Source organism: Intestinimonas sp. HCP28S3_D6 (assembly GCF_052065695.1).
Classification (GTDB): Bacteria; Bacillota; Clostridia; order Oscillospirales; family Oscillospiraceae; genus Intestinimonas.
On the sequence record NZ_JBQHTM010000147.1, the window covers coordinates 1 to 652 of the forward strand.

Consider the following 652-nt stretch of genomic DNA (forward strand, 5'->3'; position numbering starts at 1 on the left):
GTTCTTGAGTTGTGATTTCCATTGTTCCAGAATTGTGATTTTCACAATTCAAGAGTTGTGAATCCACAGCAGAGATAAAGTTCTTCACATAGATCAGGTTGGGCTTTCCCAGACCCTGACGCTTGCGTTCAATCAATCCTGCTTTCTTCTCAAGTTCACTGAGCAGCTTGATAGCCTTTTGTTCAGCACAGTTCAGAGCCATCTTCGCTTCGTCGATTGTAAAAATGATATACACTCGACCGTTTTTATCTATCCAACCATTCTTGGCAGACAGGCTCATGCGGTCAAGCAAAATGCCATACAGCATCTTGGCATCGGCAGAAATATTCCAGAACCTCTCGTTCGTGAACAACACCTTCGGAACTCGATAGAATGTGAATAGATCGGATTGCTGACCGTAAAAATAATCAAAACTCACACGGCTTCACCACCTTCTTTCTGCGGAAAACTTTCTGTTGTCAGCGGAATGCTGCGGAAAGTCGTATCCGTCTTTTCATAAGGACATCGGGAAAAAAGCAGAAGCGGTATTCCTGTTCATACACATCCATATCAACGAAGCCCCACTTCACGCATAACCTTCTTCGTACACCAACCAATGCACGGGTGATCTCGCCCATAGGGACAGCCATCACATTCCGACTTGGGTTTCGGC

At 45.1% G+C, this 652-nt stretch carries 1 protein-coding gene and 1 pseudogene; both read right to left on the minus strand.

Annotated elements, in window-relative coordinates; genetic code table 11:
• A partial coding sequence (locus ACTNBK_RS17160; RefSeq protein ID WP_441147908.1) for a replication initiator protein A occupies positions 1 to 418 on the minus strand: 418 nt, incomplete at its 3' end.
• A gap of 40 nt (positions 419 to 458) precedes the next feature.
• Positions 459 to 652, minus strand: a pseudogene (locus ACTNBK_RS17165) (hypothetical protein); the annotation flags it as partial.